Below are 26077 nucleotides of genomic sequence, written 5' to 3'. Positions count from 1 at the left end.
AAGCCGTTAGCGGGCGTGTGCAGTAGTTGCAGGCGCGCTATAAATAATTGCACGCGCGCGCTACATGCGCAAGCTGGTAACCTGGAGCGGCAGGAAACGGACAAGGAGAATCACATGGGGATCGCCGACGACGCCGTCGAAATCCGTTCGCAAGGGTGGCGCACACTTGCGGCACTGCACGGTGCCCTCGACACCGAACTGGAGCGCGCTCTCCAGCGTGAGCACAAACTGTCCGTCGTCGAATACACGGTCCTCGATGCGCTGAGCCGCCAGGACGGCTGGCACATGCGCATGGCACAACTCGCCCGCGCTGCCGCACTGAGCAGCAGTGCCACGACGCGATTGGTCAACCGTCTCGAAGACCGTGGACTACTGACCCGAATCCTGTGCGCCGACGACCGCCGCGGTATCTACACCGAGTTGACGCCGGCCGGACGCGAACTTCTCGAAAGCGCACGCCCGACGCACGACGCCACCCTCGAGGCCGCTCTCGACGAGGCATGCAAGACACCCGAACTCGCACCGCTCGTGCGGGCGCTCCACGAACTCCCGGTCGGTTAGAACTCCGCCGGAAGCAGGGCACGCTCGTTGATATTCGCGACCACTTGATCGACAAACACTTTCGCGTCGACGACTGACCGCCCACCACGCGCCGGGACCAGAACGTCGACCGTTCCCGCTTGCACTTCGTTGTCCCCGATCACCGCGACGTACGAATCCCGGTGAGTGCGAGCCTCGCGGATGCGGCGTCCCAACGATCCGTCAGGCGCAATCGCCACTCGAACATCGCGAGCCTCGAGATCGGCCCGCACGCGCTCGGCCGCTTCCTGATGCCGGTCGCCGACTGGCAGAACCGACACCTGGTTGGGCGCCAGCCACGGCGGCATCCGCCCCTCGTATCTTTCGATCAAGAGCGCGGTCATCCGTTCCATCGACCCGAGCAAGCCGCGGTGGATCATGACGGGACGTGCCTTAGATCCGTCTTCCGCGGTGTACTCGAGTTCGAACCGCTCCGGTTGATTGAAGTCCAGCTGGACGGTCGAGAGTGTTTCCTCCCGGCCGTGCGCGTCTCGCACCTGGACGTCGATCTTGGGACCGTAGAACGCTGCCTCCCCCTTGGCTTCCACATATTCGATCGAGCGTGCATTCAGTGCTCCGCGAAGTTGATCCTCGGCGTCGGCCCACTGCTCGTCGGTGCCGAGGTATTGCCCTGCCCCTCTGATCGAGAGTCGGTATTCCCGTTCGACAATCCCCAGAGTCGAGTAGCAGTGCTCGATCGCGTCGAGCGCGACGATGACTTCCGCTCGCACCTGCTCGCCACTGCAGAAGACGTGCGCGTCGTCGAGATTGATCTGCCTGACGCGGTTCAATCCGCTGAGAACACCGGAGAGTTCGCTTCGGAACATCGAGCCGAGTTCACGAACGCGGAACGGTAGCTCACGATAACTACGGCCTCGCGCGGCGAATACCTGTGCGTGATGAGGACAGTTGGCGGGACGAAGGAGAAAAGATTCCCCGCCGATCTTCATTTCGGGGAACATGTCTGCCGAGAACTTGGACCAATGCCCCGATTTCTCGTACAACTCCTTCTTCGCCGTCACCGGGGTATAGACGCCTCGGCAACCGGATCGCGCGGCTTGTTCGGCGGCGAACTTCTCCAGTTCCGATCTGATGATCGCGCCGTCCGGCAGCCAGAGTGGAAGGCCCGCTCCGACGATCGGGGTGGTGGCGAAAAATTCCAGTTCGCGTCCGAGTTCGCGGTGGTCAACGCTCATGAGAGATCTCCACATCGTTCAAGGGAGTCGCGCACGGAGCGAAGAAACAGAAAAACCCCGGGGCGATAACTCCCGGGGCTGAAAGGTTCGGTCAGCAGTTGCTAAACGATGCGCCGGAAGGAAACCGGCGTCGTCGTGTTGTGCGCAATACTGACCATGTACGTCAGGTTACATTAACTTCCGACCCGCCGACAGCCCGGATTGTCGGGGCTCTATGCTGACGCAACTGGGAAGGCGCAGCAGTAGCCAACGAAACACCCACGAAGAGCGAAGTTTCGGCAATCATGTCCGAACGTGAGGTTCTCGGATATGAGGAGGATGGGCGACGGTGCCGGACCACTTGCTCGAACAGTTGATCACCATTCCTTTGTTCACGGGAATCATCGGGTACATCACCAATTGGTCGGGCGTTCTGATGCTCTTCGCCCCGCTCGAATTCCACGGAATCAAAGTTCCCGGCCTCAAGATCCTCTTCCCACTGCTCCCGCGCCGAGTCCAGGTAATCCCGGCAATTACCAGTGACGGCCGGTTCGGTTGGCAAGGAATTGTGCCCTCCCGCGCCGAGAAAATGGCGTCGATCGCTGTGGACAAATCGTTGGCAAAAGTGGGCAGCATCGCCGACTTCTACCGTGAACTCGATCCGGACAGCATCGCCGAACATCTGGTCACCATCTCGCGAAGCGAAGTCCGCGGCGTGGTCACCAGAATCATGACCGCCGAGAATCCCCAGCTCTGGCACAACCTTCCGAATCCGGTAAAAGAAGCCGTCTTCCGGAAAGTCGAGGAAGATCTACCGGCCAGCGTCCGCACCATCACGGACCGCATCGAAGAGAACATCGACGAATTCATCGACGCCAAACTCATGGTGATCAGATACCTGTCGTCGCACCCGAAACTGCTCAACGACATTTTCCGAACCATGGGAAACAAAGAACTGCGATTCATGCAGAACTTCGGTTTCTACTTCGGGTTTCCGATGGGCTTTGTCCTCGTGGCCGTACTGCACTTCCTGCCGTATTGGTGGATCCTGCCCATCGGCGGCGTCATCATCGGCTACATCGTCAACTACCTCGGAATCAAGATGATCTTCGAGCCCATCGCCCCCAGCCGATGGGTACCGTGGCGGCAAGGACTTTTCCTCAAACGGCGCACTGAGATCATCGAGGGCTACGCAAAAACTCTCGCCGATCACGTCATCACACTCGAGAACATCGGCACCGAACTTCTCGAAGGTCCACGCTCGGACCGAACCCGACGAATGCTCGATCAAGTACTGCGTGAATCCGTCGACGACGCCGTCGGATGGGCTCGATCCGTCGTGAAGATGACTGTCGGCTCACAGAGCTACCGACGCTTGCCGAGCCTTGCGACAACCGAAGTGCTCGACCTCGTTCCACGAGTATTCGAGGACGCGGCCTTTGCCGAAAGCCAGTCCGAGAAGATCCGAATATTCGTCACGGCGCAAATGAACAAACTGTCACCGGAAGACTTCAGCGAACTACTGAGATCTGCCGTCAAACAAGATGAATGGTTGTTGTTCGTCCACGGAGCGGTACTCGGCTCGTTGGCCGGTTTCCTGCACCTCGCGATTTTCGGAGTATGAGAATGAGTGAGCAGCGCGAAGAACCCACGTACGACTGGGATATCGACACCGGAACCGAAGAATCCGTCGAAAAGCGGTTGATCCGTAGCCTTGTCGGATTGACTGCCACCACCACACTCACTTCCCTGAAAATAACGGGGTGGGCACTGGGCACAGCTCGGGAGGCGACGCGGCAGATCGTTGCGGCCGCCGCCGACGCGGCAGCAGAGGCAGCCGAAGCTGCCAACGTCCAGCCTTCGAAGCGGCCGGCAAACGCGGGACCCTCCAGATCCGAGAACCTGCGATCGGCCATGCGCGCTCGCCCCACCCGCAAACAGAGCACCGAGGCCATGCTTGCGGCCCTGCGCCAGCGCGGCGACAATCTGCTCGACCGTTCTGCGGACGTCACCGACCGCGACGATCTCCACCCTGCCTACGACCGAATCCTCGACGAGATCGCACCGGACGAAGCGCGCATCCTGCGTCTACTCGCGTTGTCGGGCGCGCAACCGAGCGTCGACGTCCGAACAGCACGACCCTTTGGCGTCGGGTCGGAAATGATCGACGAAGGCCTGTCGATGATCGGCGATCTGGCCGGGTGCCGGCACCTGGATCGCACCAATGCCTACCTCAACAACCTGCACCGACTCGGGCTGGTGTCGTTCTCCCGTGAACCCGTCGAAGCGGAGCGATACCAGGTCATCGAGGTCCAGCCCGCGGTGATCGACGCCGTGCGCCGCGCGGGCCGGTCCAACAAGATCGTGCGTCGTAGCATCCTGCTCACGCCGTTCGGCGAGGACTTCTGCCAGACGTGTTTCTCCTTGTAGGCCCCTACAGCCAGGTGTCTTCCGTCGTGGTGGTCAGGAACGCCTCGAGATCGTCCCGCCAATGCGCGGGGACGGTCTTGTCCGGTTCGATCCCGGTGTACTGCCCGCGATAGAACAGCAGTGGACGCTCGGTCTTGACCTCACTCATCGACGAGACGCGACCGAAGACGACGAAGTGATCGCCGCCGTCGTGGACGGTTTCCACAGTGCAGTCGATGTGCGCGAGCGACTTGTCGATGATCGGTGAACCCAACGGCGAAGGTGTCCAGTCGATACCCGCAAACTTGTCCGGCTCACGCGAACCGAATCGCGCGCACACCGATTGCTGTTCCTCCGCCAACACGTTGACGGCAAACTTTCCGGTCTTCTCGATTGCCGCCCACGACCGAGAACCCTTGGTGGGACAGAACAACACCAGGGGTGGGTCGAGGGAGAGCGCGGCAAACGACTGGCACGCGAAACCCACCGGAACACCGTCGTCGACCGTCGTGATGATCGTGACGCCGGTACAGAACTGCCCCAGGACCGTGCGGAACTGCCGCGGGTCGAGTGCGGGGGCACTCACGGCTTCATTCCGACCGTGAAGTCGTGACCCCACAGACTCACTGCCGTACTTTCGCGCGCGATCCAACTCTCGTCTTCGACCTCACGTCCCTCACAACCGAATTCGATGTCGAAGCCGCCGGGAGTCTTCATGTAGAACGAGAGCATTTCGTCGTTGACGTGGCGCCCGAGGGTCGCCGACATCTTGACCTTCTTGCGCAGCGCACGGTCAAGGCACAGTCCGACGTCGTCTGAGTTCTCCACCTCGAGCATCAGGTGCACGATGCCCGTCGGATTGGGGAACGGCAGGAACGCCAGGCTGTGGTGACGTGGGTTGCAGCCGAGGAACCTCAGCCACGCCGGATCGCCGTCAGCGGGTCGGCCGACCATTTGCGGTGGCAGACGCATCGAGTCCCGCAGTTTGAATCCGAGGACGTCGCGGTAGAAGCGCAACGACGCGTCGTCGTCATCGGTGGTGAGCACGACGTGGCCGAGGCCCTGCTCCCCCGTGACGAACTTGTGTCCGTACGGGCTCACGATGCGTCGATGTTCGAGCGCCACACCGTGGAAGACCTCGAGAGAGTTTCCCGACGTGTCCTCGAACGCAATCAGTTCGACGACGCGTCGGTCCTTCAACTGCTCCGACGTGCCCTCCTTGAAGGGAACACCGGCCGCCGACAACCTGTCGCGGATATCTTGCAGCTCAGCCGCATTCGCTGTCTCCCAACCGGAGACGAGCAGACGATCGGCCTCGTTCGGAACGATGACCAGGCGTGCCGGAAAATCGTCCATCCGCAGGTACAACGAATCGGGGTCGACGCCCTTGCCTTCGCTCATGCCGAGAACCTTGAGTCCGTACTCGCGCCACGCGCCCATATCGGTGGCCCCGATACGCATGTATGCCAGAGATCGAATACCCATCACTTACCTCCGTCGAGCAAGAAGTCGGTTGCGAGCCGGTTGAATTCGTCGAACTTCTCGAGTTGTGCCCAGTGCCCGCAACCGCCGAACACATGGAGTTGCGCCCGCGGAATCATCTTGAGCGCGACCAGTGCGCCGTCGAGCGGGTTGACGCGATCTTCACGGCCCCAGATCAACAGCACTCGCTGGCGCAGTTTGTACGCCTCGCGCCAGAGCATGCCGAGTTCGAAGTCGCCGCTGGAGAACGACTTACCCATCGCCTTGGCTGCGGCCAACGATTCGGGCGTGCTGGCGGCGGCAAAACGTTCGTCGACCAGTTCGGGTGTGATCAGTTTCTGGTCGAAGACCATGATGCGCAGGAACGCTTCGAGGTTCTCACGCGTCGGCTGGTAACTGAACTTTCCGAGGTTCTTGACACCTTCGGTGGGGTCAGGGGCAAACAGGTTGACGCTCAGGCCGCCGGGGCCCATGAGGACCAGCCGGCCGGCGCGGTCCGGGTAGTCGAGCGCAAAGCGCACTGCGGCACCGCCGCCAAGGGAATTACCCAGTAGATCAACGCGACCGGTGATCTCGAGTGTGTCCAGGAGGTCGTTGAGCGCCGACGCACTGTGCACGAAGTACTGCGGATGCTCTGTCGGCTTGTCGGACTGTCCGTAGCCGGGCTGATCAACCGCGATGACGTGAAAGTTCTTTGCCAGCACCGGAATGTTGCGGGCGAAATTCGACCACGACGAGGCACCCGGACCGCCGCCGTGCAGCAGCACGATGGTGCGATCGTTCCCTACCCCGGCTTCGTGGAAATGCAGTTTCAGGTCGGGGCGCACCTGTGCAAAACGCGACGTGGATTCGTAGGTGAACACTTCTTCGGTGGTTGTCACGGACGTCCCCCCTAGACCATCGTGTCGGTGATCGGCAGACCGAACTCGCCTGTTCCGAACATGACGTATGCGCGTTCGGGATCGTTGGCCGCGTGGACGCGTCCGGCGTGAGCGTCGCGCCAGAATCGCTGAATCGGCGTGCCGTTCTGCAGTGCTGTTGCTCCGGAGTTCTCGAAGAGCTTGTCGATGGACGCGATCGCGCGGCCGGTGGCCCGGACCTGATCGCGTCGCGCTCGCAGACGCAGTTCCATCGGAACCTCTTCGCCCGCAAGGATCAACGCGTACTCGTCGGCGACATTGCCGGACAGTTGACGCCAGGCTGCATCGATGTCGCTGGATGCCTCGGCGATACGTACCTTCGCAAACGGATCATCCTTGGACTTCTCGCCGGCAAAGGCTGCGCGAACACGCTTGCCCTGATGCTCGACGTGCGCTTCGTAAGCGCCGTAAGCCATTCCGACGATCGGTGCCGAGATCGTGGTGGGGTGAATGGTTCCCCACGGCATCTTGTAGACGGGTGCGGTGTTGTTCTCGAGACCAGGGGCTGTCAGTTCGCTCATCGCCCGGAAGCTCAGCACGCGATGCGTAGGAACAAAAACATCCTTGACCACAACGGTATTCGAGCCGGTTCCGCGCAGGCCGACCACATTCCAGACGTCGTCGATCCGGTAGTCCTCGCGGGGAATCAGATAACTGACGAAATCGACTGCGCGACCGTCCTTGAAGACCGGCCCGCCGAGAACGGCCCACGTTGCATGGTCGCAACCGGACGACCACGCCCACGCCCCGTTTACCTTGTAGCCACCCTCGACTACTTCACCCATTCCCATGGGCGCGTAGGAGGACGAGATGCGAACGTCAGAGTCCTTGCCCCACACGTCTTCCTGAGCCTGCTGAGAGAAGAGAGCCAGGTGCCAGTTGTGAACGCCGATGATCGAGGAGACCCACCCTGTCGATCCGCAGGCGCTGGCGATCTTCTTGACTGCCGAGTAGAACAGCACCGGATCGGCTTCGTATCCGCCCCACTGCTTGGGCTGCAGTAGACGGAAGAAGCCGGTCTCCTGCAACGCCTTGACGGACTCGTCTGGGATACGACGAAGATCCTCGGTCTCCTGCGCCCGCTCACGTAGTGCCGGCAACAATGCGTCGAGCTTCTGCATCACCTCGTGGCTGTCATGGTTACCCACTTCGACGCTCCCGTCTGTCTCGATCGGATAGTTCACTTACCTTGAGACTAGAACACGTTCTCTTTTCTGTCGAGATGTCGGAAATCGCATCGTTGACGGCCGCAATGCTGTAACAAGTGCTTCCGAAATCTAGCGAAACCAGAGTTCGTTCTATAACGTGTTCTACTAACAGGTAGAAGGGATGTGAGGTCACTATGGCGCAGATTCGCGAGATCGACGTGGGAACGGTGCAGACACGGTTCGCACGTGGATGGCATTGCCTGGGTCTTCTGAAGACCTTCAAGGACGGCAAACCGCACGCGATCGAGGCTTTCGGCAGCAAACTCGTTGTGTTCGCCGACAGCAAGGGCGATATCAAAGTTCTCGACGGGTACTGCCGGCATATGGGCGGTGACCTCACCCAAGGCGAGGTCAAAGGCGACTCCATCGCGTGCCCGTTCCACGATTGGCGCTGGGGCGGAAACGGAAAGTGCACCGGCATTCCCTACGCACGCCGCGTGCCCCCACTCGCCCGTACCCGGGCTTGGCACACACTCGAGCAGAACGCCCAGCTCTTCGTCTGGAACGACCCGGAGGGCAATCCCCCGCCCGAGGAGATCGTTATCCCGCGCATCGAGGGCGCGTACAGCGACGAATGGACCGACTGGACCTGGAACTCCATGGTCATCGAAGGTTCCAACTGCCGCGAGATCATCGACAACGTCGTGGACATGGCGCACTTCTACTACATCCACTACGCCTTCCCGACGTACTTCAAGAACGTCTTCGAAGGTGAGATTGCCACCCAGTACCTCAACACCACGGGACGCCCCGACATCGGAATGGCCTCTCAGTACGGCGGCGACACGCTGCTTCGCTCCGAGGCCGCGTATTACGGGCCGTCGTACATGGTCAATCCTCTGTGGAACAGCTACAGCGGGTACGAGGTCGAAAGCGTCCTGATCAACTGCCACTACCCGATCAGTCCGGACTCGTTTGTGCTGCAGTGGGGCGTGACAGTCAAGAAGCCGACGGGCGTCTCCGATGAAATGGCCGACAAGTTGGCGGGCAAGTTCACCGAAGGCATCAGCGAGGGTTTCCTTCAGGACGTCGCGATCTGGAAGAACAAGACCAAGATCGAAAATCCGCTCCTCTGCGAGGAGGACGGCCCCGTCTACCAATTGCGACGCTGGTACGAGCAGTTCTACGTCGACAAGGCAGACGTTACCGAGAAGATGACGCAGCGCTTCGAATTCGAAGTGGACACCACCAAGGCCAACGAAGCCTGGCACATCGAGGTCGAGGAAAATCTCGCTCGCCAGAAGGCCGAGAAGGAAGCCGCTGCAAAGAAGGAAGCAGAGGTTTAGTCGTGAGCGCCTCGATCCGTGACCTCCGTTGGGCCAAGGCTCCGGACTTTGCCGGGCAACCGGAACGGCGGGGCGCAATCGAAGCCCAGACCGTCGAGGACAAGCAGGAATACCTCGACTCGGGGATGCAGGAAGTCGATTGCAAGACATGCGGCGCGTGCGTACTGGTTCGCAAGAACACGTACAAGCACACCAGCATTCAGTGGACCTCCGACCCGGCACGTCGGTGTCACACGTTCAAGGACGCCATCGCGTCGGGGCAGAAATCTGCACTCAAGGACGGCTGCCCGATGCTCCATGAGAGCATCGCCGACGCCGTCAGGGACGGCACGATTACGGTTCGCGACGCCGAAAACAGCTGAGCACCGCGAACAGTTGCACGAGAACTGAAATGAGGGCCGACCCCAACGGGTCGGCCCTCATTTGTCAGGTGTGGTCACAGTTCCTAGGTAACTGCCCCCGCGATCTTGAAAGCGATGACACGTTCCCAGTCGAATCCCAACTCTGTCAGAATTTCGTCTGTGTGAGCGGCGAATTCCGGTCCTGCACGCAGCTCGGGTGCAGTGACGTCGAACTGCACCGGGTTTGCGGCCAGTTCGAGTTCCCCTGCCTTGAGCAGATATTCGTTGGCCAGAACCTGCGCGTCGCTCGACACTTGCAACGAGTCCTGCACAGGCGCCCACGGACCGGCAAGAGTGGCAAACTTCTCCGACCATTCCGCGAGTGTGCGGCTGCCCAGTACCTCACGCAGAATAGCCACTGCGGCTTCGGTATTGGCGGCAATCTGCTTGGAATCGGCAAAACGAGGGTCGTCGATGAGGTCGAGGCGATCGATGTGGCGACACACGTCGGCCCAGTACTTGCCGGCCTGGAGCATCACGAACGAAAGGAAGCGCCCGTCCGATGTGCGGTACAACCCGGACAACGGATTGGTCAGTGCACCATGACCACCCGGCACCGGCGCCACCATGGCCTGGTCGAGATGCGCCGACAACGCAATCCCGTGTCCCATGGCCCACACGCCGCTGCCCAGGAGGGAGACGTCGACTACCGAGGTCTCGCCCGTACGTTCTCTCTTGAGCAGCGCTGCCGCAACACCGCCGGCAAGGTTCGTGCCGGAGATGGTGTCACCGAACGCCGGCCCCGGCGGGGTGATCATTCCGTCGACCCCGGGAGGAGTGAGGGTAGCGGCGATTCCGGCCCTGGCCCAGAAGGCCGTCATGTCGTACCCACCCTTGTCGGACTCGACACCGCGCGGCCCGAGTGCACTGCCGCGGGCGTAGACGATCTTCGGGTTCACGGCGCGGACGTCGTCCACGTCGATTCCGAACTTGGTCCGAGCCTGGGGCAGGAAGCTTGTGAGGAACACGTCCGCTGTGCGGATCAGCGCATCCAACACCTCTTTACCCTCGGCGGTTCCCATGTCGAGGCCGATACTGCGCTTGCCTCGGTTGGCGTGCTCGACGTTGGGGTTGGGATCCCCCTCGACCTTCAACGCACCGACCTGACGAAGGCCGCGCTGTGGGTCACCGGTGACGGCGTGTTCCACCTTGACGACCTCGGCGCCCCAGTCGGCGAGCACTGCGCCCGCCGACGGAACGAAGCCGTACATCGCGACCTCGAGAACGCGGATCCCCTCGAGTGGCTTCACTTGACCACCGTCGCAAAAGCCTTGGTCTGCAGGAACTCCTCCAGTCCGGCGGTACCCATCTCACGGCCGATGCCCGACTGCTTGTAGCCACCGAACGGAACATCGGGGGTGAAGTAGTTGCCACCGTTGACGCTGAAGGTTCCGGTGCGGATACGGCGGCCGATGGCGATCGCGCGATCGTCGTCGGCACCCAGCACGCCACCGGAGAGTCCGTACTTCGAGTTGTTGGCGATCTCCACGGCATGATCGTCGTCATCGAACGGGATGACCGCGAGCACGGGTCCGAAGACCTCTTCCTGCGCAATTTCGCTGTCCGGGTGGACATTTGCCAGCAGGGTCGGCGTGTAGAAGTAGCCGGGATCGATCCGCGTGCCACCGGTCACGAGCGTCGCGCCCGCCTCGACGGCCCGCTGAACCAAACCGTCGACCTTGTCTCGCTGCTTCTCACTGATGAGCGGACCCATGTAGATCTTCGGGTTGGTCGGGTCTCCGACCGGCACGTGCGCCATCATTCCGGCCACCTTCGCGACGATCTCGTCGTGATGTGCCCGTGGCACGAGCAACCGGGTGGTGAGCGCACAACCCTGACCTGTGTTGGAGCAGATGGAGAATGCCGCGAACTGTGCAACCGTGCCGAAGTCCGCGTCCTCGAGCACAATCAATGCCGACTTCCCTCCGAGCTCGAGGAAGACCTTCTTCAGGCTCGCGCTTGCCGCAGCCATGATCGACGCGCCGACGGGTGTGGATCCGGTAAAGGTGACCACGTCCACGTCGGGGTGGGTGGTCATGATCTTGCCGGTCTCCACGTCGGACGAGGACAGTACGTTGACCACGCCGGCCGGAATATCGGTGTGATTGGCGATCAGTTCACCCAGCGCCAACGTGATGAGCGGTGTGTCCGGAGCACCCTTGAGGACGATCGTGCAACCGGCGGCGAGCGACGGAATCAGCTTGGCAAACGCCAGCTGATTCGGGTAATTGTACGCAATGATCGCGGAGACAACTCCGGCGGCTTCCTTCTCGATCCAGCGATTGTGCTTCTGCCCCTTGATGTCTACCTCGCCGAGCTGTTCGGTCAGCGGGTAGGTGCGCAGGAGATCAGCGTAGTAGCGAATGATGCCGATAGGCGCCTCGAGCTGGTTGCCTTGCGTATTGAGGTAGGTAGCTCCGACCTCGGCGATCGTCAGCGCACGAAACTCTTCGAGATTGTCGAGCATTGCCTGATGCAGCTGGTCGAGGCACTTGATGCGGAATTCCACATCGGTTGCCCAGCTGGTGGTGTCGAAGGCCTTGCGCGCCGCTGCGATAGCGGCTTCTGCCTCCGCGACACCCGCATTCGGTGCGTAACCGAGGATCTCACCGGTAGCGGGGTTGATCGACGCAAACGTCTGCTCCGTTGTCACGAGCTTTCCGTCGATGAGCAAGCGCCGATCGACATCCAGCACGACGGTGCCCTCGTTTGCCGACACCGTTTCCTGAGATGACATCCGTTCTCCTCACTAAAGTATGAAAATAGAGTTCTCATATTCGAGAATATTGCATCCTGGTGGTGTGAATGTAGCAACTGTGAAGTCGTACGCATACCCCCGTCGAAAGGTTGCATTGCACCTGAACAGTCTCTACTCGGGATCTTGCGGCCACGTCAGAGCGAGAGTAGGATTCTCCAAAATTGAATTGGAGATTCTTGTGAACCAGAATGATCCACTCCAACCCTCGCCTGTTACAACAGCAGCCCCGTCGTCGGCGAGTCACGCACTCAGACCCCATTCCCTTTCCCCAACCTATTTCGGGCACGGACACGACACGTCGAGCGACCGTTTTTGCTTATGTCGCCGACCCACGCCCGATCGACAAACGCACTACCGGGCTTTCACCGTAAGAACTCGTCGAAACAGACTGAATAACAAAATGATTCATGTGCAAACAGGAGGAATATTGTGAAGGTGAAGGTCGACCCAGAACTGTGCCAAGGGCACACACTGTGCGCTATGGCAGCACCGGACGTGTTCGAACTGAGCGACATCGACGGCCACGCCACGGCCATCGAAGGCGATGTTCCTGCCGATCTCGAGGACAAGGTGCGGGAAGCTGCCCATTCCTGCCCAGAGCAGGCCATCACCATCTTTGCGAGCAACTCCGCCTCCGAGAACGCCGACGCCAAGACGCCAGAGAGGACAGCTCCATGAGCATCGACAATGCGCCAGCGCAAGACAACCACGAGAAGCCCGTATTCCAGTTCGACCGGCACGCAGCGGACTATCGCGACAACTTCCTGGACATCACCCAGGAGATGCACTCGAAGTGTCCGATGGCCTGGTCCGATACCCACGGCGGGCACTGGGTTGCGTCGGGCGGCGACGAGGTCTTCGCTCTCGCTCGGTCCGCTGACATCTCGAATGATCACGACCTCAAGGGAGTTCGTCGTGGTTACAAGGGAATCATGATTCCGACCGCGGAACGCGCGTCCGGTGTCCGCGGCGGCATCCTGGAAATGGACGACCCCGAGCATCGCGAGTTCCGTGCGGTTCTCAACCCCTACCTGTCTCCTGCTGCCATCAAGAAGTGGGTTCCGCTGATCGACGAGGTGATCCGCGCCAGCCTCGACGAGAAGATCGAGTCCGGCAAGATCGACTTCATCGACGATCTGGCAAACATCGTCCCGGCAGTGATCACGCTGGCAATGCTCGGCATCCCCGTCGTCAAATGGTCCGTCTACTGCGAGCCGGTACACGCGGCTATGTACACCCCGCCGGATTCACCTGACATCGCCCGGATCGGTGAACTCCACCGCGCCATGGGATTGGACCTCCTCACCAATCTCCACCAGATCCGCGAGAACCCCAGGCCCGGCATGGTCGACGCGATCGCCCGTGCCACCGTCAACGGCGAAAAGCCGGACGATCTCGAACTTCTCGGGGTCCTCAGCCTGCTCATCGGCGGCGGGTTCGACACGACAACGGCGCTCACGTCACACGCACTCGAGTGGCTGTCACAGAACCCGGATCAGCGCGAGATCCTCAGCCGGGAACGCGACACCATGCTGGACTCGGCAACGGAAGAATTTCTCCGCTTCTTCTGCCCGACACCGGGCGACGGCCGCACCTTCTCCGCCGACGGCGAATTGGGCGGCGTGCAGTTCAAAGAGGGCGATCGACTCTGGCTCTCCTGGGCAATGGCCAACCGCGACCCCGAACTCTTCGAGGACCCGAATACCGTCGACCTCGAACGAACGGCCAACCGACACTTCAGTTTCGGTCTGGGAGTACACCGATGCATCGGCTCGAACCTGGCCCGAACGGTCTTCAAGCGCATGCTCGTCGCAGTGTTCGACCGGATGCCGGACTTCACGTGCGACCCCGAAGGCACCGTGCACTACGACTCCATCGGCGTCATCCAGGGCATGCGTCACCTCCCGGCGACCTTCACCCCCGGCCCGCGTCTCGGTGCCGGCCTCGACGAGACCCTCGAGAAAATCCAACTGATCGTCGACGAGCAGGGACTCGCCGCACCGATCACTGCGCAGAAGTAAGGAAACTGAAGTAAGTGACTGATTCCGCGGTAGTCGATCCGGTAAACGAGAACAAGGTAGCCGAGTCGGGGCGTCCTCTTCCCCTTGTGACCCGGCAAAACCGGTTCTACTGGACGTCCGGCGCGGATGGCCGGCTGCGCGTACAGGAGTGCGAGTCCTGTTCGGCTCTCATCCATCCGCCGCAGCCGGTCTGCAGGTACTGCCGTTCACATCAGATGGGCGTGCGCGTGGTTTCCGGCTACGCCACACTCATCGGATTCACGGTCAACGAACGCTTCAGCATGCCCGGGCTTCCGGCACCCTACGTGGTGGCTCAGGTCGCGATCGAAGACGATCCTCGGGTTCGGCTGACTACCAACGTCATCGAGTGCGATCCTGCGCAGCTGCACTTGGGCATGCGCATGGAAGTTGTCTTCCATCAGGACGGGGACGTGTGGCTCCCGTTGTTCCGGCCGACGGCCGAGCAACCAGAACCTGCGCCGCTGCCACAGGCCGAGGGTGATCCGGAAGAGATCCGGCGACGCGTGCGACCGATGTCCACCACAGTGAAGTTCGAGGACAAGGCGGCGCTCACCGGCATCGGCATGTCCGAGATCGGCCGACGCTTGATGCTCTCCCCCATGGAGTTGACGGTGCAGGCGTGCGAGCGTGCCGTCGCCGATGCCGGCCTCACGATGGACGACATCGACGGCCTCGCAAGCTATCCCGGCGCCGGACCGGTAGGGGGGTTCGGCGAGGGCGGCGGGGTGACCGGCGTCGAGGCGGCTCTCGGCATCCGGCCGACCTGGCATAACGGCGGCATTGAAACCTTCGGCCCCAGCGGCTCCGTGATCGCGGCGATGATCGCCGTCGCCAGCGGCCTTGCCCGCCACGTGCTGTGCTACCGAACCGTCTGGGAAGCCACCCACAACGAATTGATGCGTCTGGGCGAAATCAGCCCACCTGCGCCGAGTCGCACCCCGAGCTGGATGTTCCCGTTCGGAGCGACCTCCGCAGCACACACTCTCGCGCAGAATGCGCAGCGCCACTTCCACAAGTACGGCACAACTCGCGAAAGCTTGGGTTGGATTGCGCTGAACCAACGAGCCAATGCCGCACTCAATCCGAGCGCGATCTATCGCGACCCGATGACGATGGACGACTACCTCTCGGCCCGCACCATCACCACGCCATTCGGTCTCTACGACTGTGACGTACCGTGCGACGCTTCGGTCGCAGTAATCGTGTCCGCCATCGATGCAGCACACGATCTTGCCAAGCCGCCGGTACTCGTCGAAGCTGTCGGAACGCAGATTGTCGAACGTATCGAATGGGATCAGAGCACACTGACACACGAGCCTCAGGTTCTCGGCCCCGCTGCTCACCTGTGGACACGAACCACGATGCGCCCCAGTGATGTCGACGTCGCGCAACTCTACGACGGATTCTCGTTCAACTGCCTGTCCTGGATCGAAGCGCTGGGCTTCTGCGGCATCGGCGAAGCAAAGGACTTCCTCGACGGCGGCCACAACATTTCCCGCGACGGCGTGATCCCACTCAACACGCACGGTGGACAACTCTCACACGGCCGCACACACGGCATGGGGCTGATTCACGAAGCGGTCACACAGTTGCGCGGCGAGGCCGGTGAACGTCAGGTCGTCGGCGCCAAGGTCGCCGTCGCGGCCACGGGTGGCCTGTCCCCCGGCGGCGCAATGCTCCTTCGAACGGATCGATAGTGGAGGCGCGTCAATGACGACCGCGACGATGACACCCAGCTACCACGCTCGCCGGAGCCCGGACACCCCGGCCATCGTGATGGCTTCGAGCGGTGAGGTCACGACATACGCCCAACTCGACGAACGCTCGACGCGATTTGCGCGGGCATTGCGGGCACGCGGGCTGGGCGTCGGCGACCACATCGCGATCCTGATGGAGAACAACCGCCCCTTTCTCGAAATTGCCTGGGCAGCGCAGCGATCCGGCATTCACTACACCGCGATCAACCGCCACTTACGCCCGCTCGAGGTGCAGTACGTTCTCGACGATTGTGGTGCCCGCGCCTTGATCTCGAGCGAAGCACTTGCCGACGTCGTGGCCGGCCTCGACGTCTCGCGTATTTCCATCCGGATATCGGCGCTCGGTGACATCTCCGGATTCGATCGGTACGACGACGTGCTGGCCGGCGAGACGGCCACACCACTCGACGACGAGTGCGAGGGCCGCGAAATGCTGTATTCGTCCGGGACCACCGGACGCCCCAAAGGTGTGCGTAAACCGTTGCCAGGAACGGCGTTCGGAGATCCGAGTGCCGCCCCCGTCTTGATCGCCAGGGGCCTGATGGCCGGCAACACCGTCACCGATGCGGTGTACCTGTCGCCCGCACCGCTGTATCACGCGTCGCCCCTGGTCTTTTCGATGTCATGGCACCGTCTCGGCGCCACGGTCGTGGTGATGGAGAACTTCGACCCACTCCAATGCCTTGAACTGATCGAGCGTCACCGAGTGACAAGCGCGCAGTTCGTGCCGACCATGTTCGTGCGCATGCTTCGGTTGTCACCGCAGGAGCGAGCGCGATACGACCTGTCGAGCCTGCGCAACGCCATACACGGAGCGGCGCCGTGCCCGATCCTCGTGAAGCAGCAGATGCTCGACTGGTGGGGGCCGATAATCCACGAATACTATTCGGGCACCGAGGATGTCGGCGCTTCGACCATCACACCCGAGGAGTGGCTGACGCACCCCGGATCCGTCGGGCGACCGATGCAGCAATGCCATATCGTCGGCGAGGACGGGGCGGAACTTCCTGTCGGACAGGTCGGCTCGGTGTATTTCTCCGGCGGCAGGCCGTTCGAATATCACAACGATCCCGAGAAGACCGCGTCCGTCACCAACGACCGCGGGTGGCGCACACTCGGCGACATCGGGCGTCTGGACGAGGACGGATACCTCTATCTGACCGACCGCGAGGCGCACACGATCATCTCGGGTGGAGTGAACATCTATCCGCAAGAAGCGGAGAACGAACTCGCCGGGCATCCTGCCGTCGCCGATGTCGCAGTCATCGGCGTACCCGACGACGAGATGGGCGAGTCGGTGAAGGCCGTTGTGCAACTGGTCGATCCAGCGGCAGCCCACGCTACCCTCGCCGCCGAGCTCATCGAGTACTGCCACAAAGCGCTCGCGTCGTACAAATGCCCCCGAAGTATCGATTTTGTCGACGCCCTCCCCCGAGATCCCAACGGCAAGTTGTACAAGCGCCTGTTGCGGGACCGTTATCGGGCGAGCAACGTCACCCCTATCGCTTGACGACAGAACAGGAGACCCTCGTGCAGGGTTTGACAGACAAGGTCATTCTGATTGCCGGCGGCGCCACCGGCCTCGGCGCCGCCTCCGCGCAGCGACTGGCAAACGAGGGCGCACAGATCGTGATCGGTGATCTCAACCTCGAAGGTGCCGAAAAGACCGCTGCGGCAATAAACGAAGCCGGTGGGCGTTCCGTTGCAGCACAATTCGACATTTCCGACGACACGTCAGTCGAGAAATTGGTGGCATTCAGCGTCCGGACCTACGGCGGCCTTGACGCCGTCCATATCAATGCCGGAGATATGGGTTCGGTGTCCAAGGACACCGATATCGTCGACATCGACCTCGAGGTCTGGGACCGCACCATCGCCGTCAACCTTCGCGGCCACATGCTCGTGACCCGGCACGCCATTCCCGAACTCCTCGCACGCGGTGGCGGCACGATCGTCTATACATCGTCGATCGCCTCGTTCACGGGTGATCCGCAGCGTCCTGCCTATTCGGCAACCAAAGCCGCTATCAACTCCCTGGCCCGCCACGTCGCGTCGCGCTGGGGCCGCGACGGCATCCGCGCCAACGCCATCACTCCCGGACTGATCCTCACCAAAGAGATCGAGGAGGGCGCGTCGCCCGAACTGCTGCAGTCGTTGATCGCGCGATCTCGCAGTACACGGGGAGGCAGACCCAGCGACATCTCGAGCATGGTCGCCTACCTGATGTCGGATGACGGCGAGTGGATCAACGGGCAGGTCGTCAACGTCGACGGCGGCACGGTGTTGCGGTGACCGGACACTACGAATATGTGATTCTCCACTCGTCCAGCTATTGATTCTCAATAGCGAAAACAATATTCTCATTGCAGTAGGCGCCGCTGCCGGGCATCTCTGCGCAGCGCAGGAGAGGATTCTCAATGAACATTGACGACATGGTGATGGTCAGCATCGACGACCACGTGGTCGAACCGGCTGACATCTTCGAAAAGCACTTCCCGAAAAGCCTCATGGACCAGGCCCCCAAGCTGACGGCCCACCCCCGCAACCCCAACGTGCAGGCCTGGCTTTTCCAGGACACGGTGGTCGGCAGTTCCGGCCTGAACGCCGTCGTCTCCTGGCCGAAGGAAGAGTGGGGCATGGATCCCACGGGCTACGCCGAGATGCGTCCCGGCGTCTACGACATGGACCTGCGTGTACGCGACATGGATGCCAACGGCACCTTGGCCGCAACACTTTTTGCCACCTTCCCCGGATTCGCCGGAACCCACCTTGCGAGCCTGCCGGACAAGAAGTTGTCCCTAGCGGCATCTCGGGCCTTCAACGACTGGGTCGTCGGTGAGGTACCGAATGCTCACCCCGGGCGCTTCATCCCCCTCGGCATCATCCCGTTCTTCGACGTGGAGGAATCCGTCAAGGAGATCCACCGTCTCGCCGCGATGGGTTGCCGATCCATCAGCATCCCTGAGACTCCGTACGGCGTGGGTGAGGGCTACCCCGACTTCAAGTCCGGCTACTGGGATCCGATCTTCAAGGCCTGCGTCGAGACCAACATCGTCCTGAGCCTGCACATCGGTGGCGGCTTCAGCTTGGTCAAGCGCCCCGAGGGCTTCAACATCGACGACATGATGGTTCTGACACCGCTCATTTCGACTATCGCGGCAAACGACATGATGCTCAGCGGAGCCTTCCAGAAGTTCCCGGATCTCAAGGTCGCCATGAGCGAGGGTGGCGTCGGCTGGGTTGCACCGTGGCTCGACCGCGTCGAACGCCACGTCGTCAACCAGTCCTGGACCGGAACCAGCTTCCTCCCCAAGGGAATGACGGCAACCGACGTGTGGCGCAAGAACTTCCTGGCGTGCTACATCACCGAGCCGAGCGGACTGAACAACCGTGACCGCCTCGGCATCGACACCATCGCCTGGGAATGCGACTACCCCCATTCCGACTCCACTTGGCCGATTTCGCCGGAGATGTTGATGGAAGAACTCGTCGACGCCAAGCTCACCGACGAGGAGATCGACAAGATCACCTTCGGAAACGTTGCCCGGTTCTTCGACTGGGATCCCTTCAAGCACATCAAGCGCGAGGACGCCACCGTGGGCGCCCTGCGTGCACGGGCAACCGATGTCGATATCAGCGAGACATCCAAGGCCGAATACCGTCGACGCTACGAGCTCGCCAACTCGTAGCCTCCACGCTTGGACAAATGCCGCCGACACCCGTGTCGGCGGCATTTGTCGTACCCACACGCGGGCGGTGCGCCTGCTGGAGAACCTCACCAGCCCAACAGGTTTGACTGGATCACACACCGACCGCGGGGCGATCAAGAATTAGAATTTTGCCCGAAAAGAATTGCATTTTTATCAACAAGAACGCTATTCTCCAAGTAACCAAGGAGGCGCACATGGCGTGGGATTTCGAGACCGACCCCGAGTACCAAGCGAAACTGGACTGGGCGGACAAGTTCGTACGTGAAGAGGTCGAGCCGCTCGACCTGGTCTGGCCGCACGAGCAGTTCGTGCCGTTGGACGGAGCCAGGCGTAAAGCGATCGACCCGCTCAAGGAGCAGGTTCGGAAGCAAGGACTGTGGGCCACGCATCTCGGACCCGACATGGGCGGCCAGGGATACGGCGCACTCAAGCTGGCTCTGCTGAACGAGATTCTCGGTCGATCATCCTGGGCACCAATCGTATTCGGATGCCAGGCACCGGATACCGGCAATGCCGAGATCATTGCCCACTACGGCACCGAAGAGCAGAAGCGGCGCTACCTGCAGCCACTACTCGACGGCGAGATGTTCTCGACCTACTCCATGACCGAACCACAGGCCGGTGCCGACCCCGCGCAGTTCACGACGCGCGCAGTCAAGGACGGCGACCACTGGGTCATCGACGGAATGAAGTACTTCTCCTCCAACGCGAGAACCGCGTCGTTCCTGATCGTCATGGCTGTGACGAACTCCGATGTCAGTGTGTACAAGGGCATGTCGATGTTCCTCGTACCGTCGGACACACCGGGAATCAACATCGTCCGCAACGTGGGTCTGTACGGTGAGCCCCTCAACGACGGCACCCACGCCCTCATCCACTACGAGGGTGTCCGGGTACACGAGGATGCACTCCTCGGCGGCGAAGGTCAGGCATTTGCCGTGGCACAGACGCGCCTCGGCGGCGGACGAATCCACCACGCCATGAGGACGATCGGCCTTGCACAGAAGGCAATCGACATGATGTGCGAGCGCGCACTGAGCCGCGAAACCGCGGGCAGCCGGCTCGCCGACAAGCAGTTCGTGCAGGGCTACATCGCGGACTCCTACGCCCAACTGGCTCAGTTCAGGCTCTTCGTATTGCACACGGCATGGAAGATCGACAAGTACAACGACTACAAGAAGGTCCGCAAGGACATCGCCGCCGCCAAGGTCATCATGCCGACTGTGCTGCACGACATCGCTTGGCGGGCAATGCAAATACACGGTGCGCTCGGTGTGACCAACGAGCTTCCGCTCTTCCAGATGATTCACGGTGCCGCAGTGATGGGCCTCGCCGACGGCCCGACCGAGGTACACAAGACCACCGTCGCCAAGCAGGTACTGCGGGATTACAGCCCCAGTGACGACCTCTGGCCTACGGAATGGATCCCGCGCAAGCAAGAAGCCGCTAAGGCAAAGTACGCCGACTACATCGAACTGGAAGTGGGGAACCTGTGATCGATTTTCAACGGCTTTCGGACTGGATGGACGGCGAGGGCCTCGGCAAGGGCGCGCCGCTCGAGCACCGATACCTCTCCGGCGGTACCCAGAACGAAATCTACGAACTCACCCGTGACGACTTTCGCTGCGTGATCCGGATACCACCGCCGGAGGCTCCCGCAAACCGCGACAAGGGAATCCTCCGCGAGTGGCAGATCATCTCGGCACTCGACGGCACCGATGTGCCCCACACCGAAGCAATCGCCGTGTGCGAGGACGCCTCCGTACTCGGCCGACCGTTTTATCTCATGGGATTTGTCGACGGTTGGTCCCCCATGGACGACCGGAATTGGCCGGAGCCCTTCAAGAGCGACCTCGAAGCACGGAACGGACTGGGCTACCAGCTGGCCGAAGGCATCGCACTTCTGTCGAAGGTCGATTGGAAAGCCAAGGGCCTCCAGGATCTTGGTCGACCCGACGGTTTCCACGAGCGTCAGGTCGATCGCTGGACCAGCCTGTTCGAGAAGATCAAGGGCCGCGAACTCGAAGGAATCGAAGTCGCCACCGAGTGGCTGCGGAACCACAAGCCGCTCGACTTCATCCCCGGAATCATGCACGGCGACTACCAGTTCGCGAACGTGATGTTCGAAAACGGCGCACCGGCCCGGCTTTCCGCCATCGTCGATTGGGAGATGGGAACGGTCGGCGACCCCAAACTGGACCTCGCCTGGATGCTAGAGGGCTGGCCCAAGGACACCAGCGCTCCAGAGGCAGCAACCAGCAGCTACGTCAACCTGCAGGGCATGCCGTCGATGGAACAGTTGGCCGGGCACTACTCCGAGATCTCGGGTCGCCAGGTCGACGACCTGGACTACTACCGAATCCTCGCCAAGTGGAAACTCGCGATCATCCTCGAACAGGGGTTCCAGCGCGCCGGCGACAACGAGAAACTCCTTGCCTTCGGTCCCATTGTCGCCCAATCGATGATCGCTGCTGCCGAACTCGCCGAGACAACGGAGTACAAGTCATGACCGACACAACCCCCGAACTGATCCAGGAACGCCGCGGACAGATCCTGATCCTGCGTCTCAACCGCCCGGACGCACGAAATGCGCTCACCGGCAGCCTGTATCGCGAACTCGGCGACACAGTACTGGCCGCCGACACCGATCCGGACGTCCGCGCAATCGTCATCACCGCCACCGGTGACCGCGCTTTCTGCTCAGGCATGGACCTGAAGGCCTTTGCCACGGAAGGCGAAGGAGCCTTCACCTCCGAAGGTTTCGCTCGACTCGCAGCAGGCAAACTCTCGACCCCGGTGATCGGTGCCGCCAACGGCACCGCCATCGGCGGCGGGCTTGAACTCCTCCTCGGTTCCGACATCATCATCGCGTCGTCGGCCGCGAAATTCGGCTTCCCCGAAGTGAAACGGGGATTGTTCCCCGGCGGCGGCGGCACCAACATCGGAACCCGAATCCCGATGCACGTCGCCCTGGAGTTAACCCTCACCGGCGATCTCATCACGGCTGACCGGGGCTACCAACTCGGACTGATCAACGCGGTCGTAGATCCGGACCAGGTCCTGGAGGCCGCAGTGGGATATGCCGAGCGCGTCGCCGCAAACGCTCCACTCGGCTTGGCTGCATGCAAGGAACTCGTCCGCCTCGCGGTAACCGATTCAACCAGCGCTGCACAGAAACTCGGGCAATGGCAGTCAACGGTGTTCAGCAGTGGTGACGCCAAGGAGGGCGCTGCTGCTTTCATCGAGAAGCGCACCCCGATCTGGCAGGGTAGGTAACCTGCGATGCGCGCTGCTGTGTGCGGGGCGTACGGACCTCCCGAGGTTGTCACCGTCGAAACACTCCCCTCGGCTCCGCTCGAGGCCGGGCAGATTCGGATCCGTATCGAATCCGCAGCCGTCAACTTCTCCGATGTGTTGTTGATTGCCAACAAGTATCAGGTCAGTGTCCCACCGCCATTCACGCCCGGCAGTGAGTTCGCCGGAGTCGTGTCCGAGATTGCCGAAGGCGTCACAGCTGTCTCCGTGGGTGACCGCGTCACCGGCACCGGTTTTGTCGGTGCGTTTGCGGAAGAAATTGTCATAGCTTCCGACAAACTCACGCTGGGCCGCATCCCGGACGGTGTCGAGACACGCATTGCCGCCGCTTTCGGTGTGGCTCACCGCACGGCGTACCACACGCTCCGATCCGTGGCTCACATCAAACCCGGAGACGAGTTGATCGTTCTCGGCGCCGGTGGCGGCGTCGGCCTTGCCGCCGTTCAGCTCGGTGTTGCGCTCGGGGCGTCGGTCACTGCGGTCGCGTCGAGCACGAACAAGCTTGACGTCGCGGCGTCGTACGGCGCCGGGCACCTCGTCAACCACCGCACCGAGGACCTGCGCACGGCACTGAAAAAGGCACTCCCCCAGGGCGCAGACGTTGTTGCCGATCCAGTCGGCGGTGACCTCTCCGAACCCGCACTTCGTGCTTTGCGTCCGGGCGGCCGCTTTGTCACCATCGGGTACGCATCCGGTGTCATCCCCAAGATTCCGCTCAATCTGATCTTGGTAAAGGGCGTGCAGGTCAACGGATTCCAGTTCAAGGACATTCCGCCGGAAGAATACCGTCGAAATGAAGCCGAACTCACCGATCTACTGGTCGCCGGCCGCACAGTTCCCCACATCGGTGCCGAGTTCCCGCTGGACAAGGCAGCTGATGCTCTTCGGATGGTCGCCGACGGCCAGGCGGTCGGGAAGGTCCTCATCGACCTGACGTCCTGACAGGCAGAAATCATCAGTGGGGTCCGGGAACAGCAGTGTTCCTGGGCCCTACTTTTTGACGAGATTATGATTCTTACATCAGAGAATGACGTATGCTCTTCGTATGGGAGACGACTTGGGAGCAGACGGTTTACGGTTCGAGCGCGAAGGCGCGATCGGGTGGTGCACCATCGACCGACCAACGGCGAGAAACGCATTCACCCCCGCAATGTATTACGGACTGAAACGAGCAGTTCGCCTCGTGAACTCCGATCCTGATCTGGGAGCACTGATCATCACCGGCGTCGACGACGTATTTGCGCCCGGCGGCGATCTCGGTGGACGCTCCGATCCGGGAGACAATATGCCGGAGGGGCTTTCGGGCAACGATGTCGTCCCGTTCATGACCATCCGTGACAGCCGCGCGCCTGTGATTTCCGCGGTCAACGGAATCTGTCAGGCCGGCGGCCTCCTTGTTGCGATGATGTCCGACATCGCCGTCGCCAGCGATCGGGCCACATTCCGCGTTCCCGAACTTCTGCGAGGAATCCCTGACGCGACCTATGCCGCCGTACTGCCCGCTCACGTCGGTATTGCAGCTGCGCGTGATCTGATGCTCTCCGCACGTAAATTCGATGCCGCAGAGGCACTTCGGCTCGGAGTGATCTCCCGCGTCGTGCCGCACGAGAATCTCCGAACTGCCGCGCTCCAGGCCGCACGCGAGGTATTGCAGAGCGCGCCACTGGCCCGTGCCCAGGTCAAGCGAATGCTCAACGAACGTTACGGACTGTTCGACTACGAAACCATGTTCGGCGCGCTCGAAACGTCACCGGAGCCCCGTGAGGGAATGCGCGCTTTCATGGAAAAGCGCGACCCCAACTGGATCCCGGCAAACCTGCCGAGCTGACCGCCCGCACCATCCGAGGCCGCCGTCGCAGTGCGACGGCGGCCTCGGATCCTTTTCTGTGCCTTGCACGATCAACGCGGCTTGGAATACTCCGATTGCACGGCCATGATCCGCATTTTCGGAATCGGGCCATAGCTCAGCGAGTCCGACATATTCAACTTCTTTGCCGCAGCGGCGATATGAACGTTTCGCTTTGCCTCATGGGATCACCCTCGAGCTCGTAGAGCGTCACGGAAGGACCGCCATCTGCGTCGGCAGCTGCCAGTCTGGTGCCGCCGACAAATCCGTCAAGAGCCACTACTTCAGGTATGTGGATCTCGTCGTACCACCGATTGAACTCGTCGAGCCGATCCGGATGAGAGGGATGCGATTCGACAACCAGATAATGCTTCAATGTGGATCCTCACTGTGAGAAGTACTGGTGGCAGTGCAGATTCAGACTCGAACAACCCAACCGCCATCGATGTTGAGCGTGTGGCCGGTCACCCAGTCGCTACCTGACGAGACGAGGTACAACAGACCGGGAATCAGCTCTTCCGGCTCGCCGAACGGAAACGGAATGGCGTGCTTGACCATTTCCTTGAGTTCCGGCGGTGACGCGATCGAACCCGCTTCGGTGTTGACCATTCCCGGAGCGATCGCATTGACACGAATACCGAACGGCGCCAACTCTCGCGCCAACGACACAGTCATGCTCACCAGGCCGAGTTTCGTGATGCCGTACGCCTGCGCAGCCATGAATGCACCGCTCGACGACTGATTCACGATCTTGCCGTATCCGCGTTCCTTCATATAGGGCACTACCGCACGGGCGCACAGGAGCGGACCGGTGAGATTGACTGCCAGCGTGCGGTTCCAGAGTTCGAGATCCATAGTGGTCAGGGATCCCTCGCCCACCACTTCGGCCATCAATCCGGCGTTGTTCACGAGAATGTCGACGGACCCGAAGTGCCGGGCCGCGGTAGCCGCCATCTCGGTCGTACTCGATTCGTCCCGGACATCGACATGCACCGCAAGGGCGCGGTGACCGGCCGCTGTCAGTTCGCCTGCTGCTGCAGTGGCGGCCTCGAGGTTGACGTCAGCGAGCACCACGGCGGCGCCGGCCTCGGCGAGTCCCTGAGAGTAGGTGCGGCCGATCCCGCCGCCGGCACCGGTAACGATGGCCACCTTGCCCTCGAGTAGGAGGTTGTCGGTCATGTTTCCCTTT

The 26077-nt window shown here is 61.5% G+C and carries 24 protein-coding genes and 1 pseudogene; 16 read left to right on the top strand and 9 right to left on the bottom strand.

Going from position 1 to position 26077, the window contains the following annotated elements; all coding sequences use genetic code 11:
- Positions 1 to 114: 114 nt before the first annotated feature.
- Positions 115 to 561 carry a MarR family winged helix-turn-helix transcriptional regulator gene (locus FFI94_RS03735; RefSeq protein ID WP_003945852.1) on the top strand — a complete coding sequence of 149 codons (447 nt, stop codon included), beginning with the start codon at positions 115 to 117 and terminating at the stop codon, positions 559 to 561.
- Here the strand turns inward: FFI94_RS03735 and thrS are convergent.
- Positions 558 to 1775, bottom strand: coding sequence for a threonine--tRNA ligase (gene thrS, locus FFI94_RS03730; RefSeq protein ID WP_138871795.1), 1218 nt, complete (start codon positions 1773 to 1775; stop codon positions 558 to 560). The two genes, FFI94_RS03735 and thrS, sit on opposite strands and share 4 nt — an antisense overlap.
- A 328-nt stretch (positions 1776 to 2103) precedes the next feature.
- Here thrS and FFI94_RS03725 point away from each other — a divergent pair, with 328 nt between their 5' ends.
- Both FFI94_RS03725 and FFI94_RS34590 read left to right on the top strand, forming a co-directional pair.
- The gene (locus FFI94_RS03725; protein ID WP_138871794.1) at positions 2104 to 3378 is read left to right on the top strand and encodes a hypothetical protein; all 1275 of its coding nucleotides are present in this window, start codon (positions 2104 to 2106) and stop codon (positions 3376 to 3378) included.
- 2 nt (positions 3379 to 3380) lie between these two features.
- Positions 3381 to 4184 (top strand): Abi-alpha family protein, encoded by an 804-nt coding sequence (locus FFI94_RS34590; RefSeq protein ID WP_313905502.1) that lies wholly within the window; start codon positions 3381 to 3383, stop codon positions 4182 to 4184.
- Positions 4185 to 4188: 4 nt separating this feature from the next.
- Here FFI94_RS34590 and hsaB read toward each other — a convergent pair whose 3' ends face one another.
- Genes hsaB through hsaA form a run of 4 tightly spaced genes read right to left on the bottom strand, consistent with a single transcriptional unit; the run spans position 4189 to position 7713 of the window.
- Entirely contained in the window at positions 4189 to 4749 is a 561-nt protein-coding gene (hsaB, locus tag FFI94_RS03715; protein WP_033232457.1) for a 3-hydroxy-9,10-secoandrosta-1,3,5(10)-triene-9,17-dione monooxygenase reductase subunit, read from the bottom strand.
- Positions 4746 to 5648 (bottom strand): iron-dependent extradiol dioxygenase HsaC, encoded by a 903-nt coding sequence (gene hsaC / locus FFI94_RS03710; RefSeq protein ID WP_138871792.1) that lies wholly within the window; start codon positions 5646 to 5648, stop codon positions 4746 to 4748. The genes hsaB and hsaC overlap by 4 nt, the downstream gene beginning before the upstream one ends.
- Complete coding sequence (gene hsaD, locus FFI94_RS03705) at positions 5648 to 6526, bottom strand: 4,5:9,10-diseco-3-hydroxy-5,9,17-trioxoandrosta-1(10),2-diene-4-oate hydrolase (protein ID WP_033232461.1); 879 nt, start codon at positions 6524 to 6526, stop codon at positions 5648 to 5650. The genes hsaC and hsaD overlap by 1 nt, the downstream gene beginning before the upstream one ends.
- An 11-nt stretch (positions 6527 to 6537) precedes the next feature.
- The gene (gene hsaA / locus FFI94_RS03700) at positions 6538 to 7713 is read right to left on the bottom strand and encodes a 3-hydroxy-9,10-secoandrosta-1,3,5(10)-triene-9,17-dione monooxygenase oxygenase subunit (protein ID WP_138873585.1); all 1176 of its coding nucleotides are present in this window, start codon (positions 7711 to 7713) and stop codon (positions 6538 to 6540) included.
- A 194-nt stretch (positions 7714 to 7907) separates the two neighbouring features.
- Here hsaA and FFI94_RS03695 point away from each other — a divergent pair, with 194 nt between their 5' ends.
- Both FFI94_RS03695 and FFI94_RS03690 read left to right on the top strand, forming a co-directional pair.
- A complete protein-coding gene (locus FFI94_RS03695) occupies positions 7908 to 9059 on the top strand; it encodes a Rieske 2Fe-2S domain-containing protein (protein ID WP_138871791.1) in 1152 nt (383 codons plus the stop codon).
- A 2-nt stretch (positions 9060 to 9061) separates the two neighbouring features.
- Positions 9062 to 9421 carry a hypothetical protein gene (locus FFI94_RS03690; RefSeq protein ID WP_033232465.1) on the top strand — a complete coding sequence of 120 codons (360 nt, stop codon included), beginning with the start codon at positions 9062 to 9064 and terminating at the stop codon, positions 9419 to 9421.
- Between the two features lie 83 nt (positions 9422 to 9504).
- Here the strand turns inward: FFI94_RS03690 and FFI94_RS03685 are convergent, their stop codons facing one another.
- Positions 9505 to 10710, bottom strand: coding sequence for a CaiB/BaiF CoA-transferase family protein (locus tag FFI94_RS03685; protein ID WP_033232467.1), 1206 nt, complete (start codon positions 10708 to 10710; stop codon positions 9505 to 9507).
- Positions 10707 to 12197: an aldehyde dehydrogenase family protein gene (locus tag FFI94_RS03680; RefSeq protein ID WP_138871790.1), complete on the bottom strand. Its 1491-nt coding sequence runs from the start codon at positions 12195 to 12197 to the stop codon at positions 10707 to 10709. The genes FFI94_RS03685 and FFI94_RS03680 overlap by 4 nt, the downstream gene beginning before the upstream one ends.
- Before the next feature lie 450 nt (positions 12198 to 12647).
- Here FFI94_RS03680 and FFI94_RS03675 point away from each other — a divergent pair.
- The 11 genes and pseudogenes from FFI94_RS03675 to FFI94_RS03625 form a co-directional block, all read left to right on the top strand.
- A pseudogene (locus tag FFI94_RS03675) lies at positions 12648 to 12833 on the top strand (ferredoxin); the annotation flags it as partial.
- Positions 12834 to 12892: 59 nt separating this feature from the next.
- Positions 12893 to 14239 carry a cytochrome P450 gene (locus FFI94_RS03670; protein ID WP_033232470.1) on the top strand — a complete coding sequence of 449 codons (1347 nt, stop codon included), beginning with the start codon at positions 12893 to 12895 and terminating at the stop codon, positions 14237 to 14239.
- A 14-nt stretch (positions 14240 to 14253) separates the two neighbouring features.
- On the top strand, positions 14254 to 15957 hold the full coding sequence (locus FFI94_RS03665) for a thiolase C-terminal domain-containing protein (protein WP_138871789.1): 1704 nt from the start codon (positions 14254 to 14256) through the stop codon (positions 15955 to 15957).
- A gap of 13 nt (positions 15958 to 15970) precedes the next feature.
- Complete coding sequence (locus tag FFI94_RS03660) at positions 15971 to 17527, top strand: acyl-CoA synthetase (protein WP_080711652.1); 1557 nt, start codon at positions 15971 to 15973, stop codon at positions 17525 to 17527.
- 20 nt (positions 17528 to 17547) lie between these two features.
- Positions 17548 to 18309 carry an SDR family NAD(P)-dependent oxidoreductase gene (locus FFI94_RS03655; protein ID WP_141486552.1) on the top strand — a complete coding sequence of 254 codons (762 nt, stop codon included), beginning with the start codon at positions 17548 to 17550 and terminating at the stop codon, positions 18307 to 18309.
- A gap of 125 nt (positions 18310 to 18434) precedes the next feature.
- Complete coding sequence (locus FFI94_RS03650; RefSeq protein ID WP_033232474.1) at positions 18435 to 19706, top strand: amidohydrolase family protein; 1272 nt, start codon at positions 18435 to 18437, stop codon at positions 19704 to 19706.
- A 215-nt stretch (positions 19707 to 19921) separates the two neighbouring features.
- The gene (locus tag FFI94_RS03645; protein WP_045068471.1) at positions 19922 to 21223 is read left to right on the top strand and encodes an acyl-CoA dehydrogenase family protein; all 1302 of its coding nucleotides are present in this window, start codon (positions 19922 to 19924) and stop codon (positions 21221 to 21223) included.
- Positions 21220 to 22236 (top strand): phosphotransferase family protein, encoded by a 1017-nt coding sequence (locus FFI94_RS03640; RefSeq protein ID WP_233364006.1) that lies wholly within the window; start codon positions 21220 to 21222, stop codon positions 22234 to 22236. The genes FFI94_RS03645 and FFI94_RS03640 overlap by 4 nt, the downstream gene beginning before the upstream one ends.
- Positions 22233 to 23003, top strand: a complete 771-nt coding sequence (locus FFI94_RS03635; protein ID WP_138871787.1) for an enoyl-CoA hydratase-related protein — start codon at positions 22233 to 22235, stop codon at positions 23001 to 23003. The genes FFI94_RS03640 and FFI94_RS03635 overlap by 4 nt, the downstream gene beginning before the upstream one ends.
- Before the next feature lie 6 nt (positions 23004 to 23009).
- Positions 23010 to 23984: an NADPH:quinone oxidoreductase family protein gene (locus FFI94_RS03630; protein WP_138871786.1), complete on the top strand. Its 975-nt coding sequence runs from the start codon at positions 23010 to 23012 to the stop codon at positions 23982 to 23984.
- Between the two features lie 103 nt (positions 23985 to 24087).
- Entirely contained in the window at positions 24088 to 24870 is a 783-nt protein-coding gene (locus tag FFI94_RS03625) for an enoyl-CoA hydratase/isomerase family protein (protein WP_138871785.1), read from the top strand.
- A gap of 154 nt (positions 24871 to 25024) precedes the next feature.
- Here FFI94_RS03625 and FFI94_RS03620 read toward each other — a convergent pair whose 3' ends face one another.
- Together FFI94_RS03620 and FFI94_RS03615 are read right to left on the bottom strand one after the other, a co-directional pair.
- On the bottom strand, positions 25025 to 25264 hold the full coding sequence (locus tag FFI94_RS03620; RefSeq protein ID WP_260683833.1) for a hypothetical protein: 240 nt from the start codon (positions 25262 to 25264) through the stop codon (positions 25025 to 25027).
- A 41-nt stretch (positions 25265 to 25305) separates the two neighbouring features.
- Entirely contained in the window at positions 25306 to 26067 is a 762-nt protein-coding gene (locus FFI94_RS03615) for an SDR family oxidoreductase (RefSeq protein WP_033232486.1), read from the bottom strand.
- Positions 26068 to 26077 lie beyond the last annotated feature (10 nt).

The organism is Rhodococcus sp. KBS0724 (assembly GCF_005938745.2).
Lineage (GTDB): Bacteria > Actinomycetota > Actinomycetes > Mycobacteriales > Mycobacteriaceae > Rhodococcus_F.
This window is presented reverse-complemented; position numbering and strand designations above follow the sequence as displayed.